General features: G+C 44.8%; 1 protein-coding gene and 1 pseudogene. Both read right to left on the bottom strand.

The annotated features are described in order from the left end of the window. Positions 1-259: pseudogene (locus G4V62_RS21000) on the bottom strand (hypothetical protein); the annotation flags it as partial. Beyond that, on the bottom strand, positions 183-417 hold a 235-nt coding region (locus G4V62_RS20995), incomplete at its 5' end, for a transposase (RefSeq protein ID WP_376768336.1). The gene G4V62_RS20995 and the pseudogene G4V62_RS21000, both read right to left, overlap by 77 nt.

Genomic DNA, 417 nt, shown 5'->3' with positions numbered 1-417 from the left:
TAAACAACGTTTCCACTGACTCAGACCGCTGATGAACAATCTCTTTTTCATAAATAGGGCGTGCATCATCTTCGGCTTGTTTTTCTTTCAGCCATTGTTCATACTCAGCTTTCGGTTTGCGACCACGCTTTTTCTTCGCTGGCTTTTCTTTCTTCTCTGAGGCTTGCGCTCGATCCCTTGCCTCAAAATGCGTCGCATCGATGGCAATGTTTTTCTTCGCTGATATGTCCTTCGTCGATGGCAAGCAGAACCAGTTCATCATGGATCTGTTCCATCACATCTGATTCGCTGATCACACTAAGCATGCGCGAATAGGATGCCTCGGATGGAATTTGATCAGAGTGAAGAAACCCACAGTCATATCGAAAGATAGGATCACGTTTTAACCGTTTGACGAGGTCTTTCATTGTCACGATA

Origin of the sequence: Litoribacterium kuwaitense, from assembly GCF_011058155.1 — a bacterium.
GTDB classification, from domain to species: Bacteria; Bacillota; Bacilli; order Bacillales; family DSM-28697; genus Litoribacterium; species Litoribacterium kuwaitense.
The sequence above is the reverse complement of the archived record's forward strand: the minus strand, read 5'-3'. Positions and strand labels throughout refer to the sequence as shown.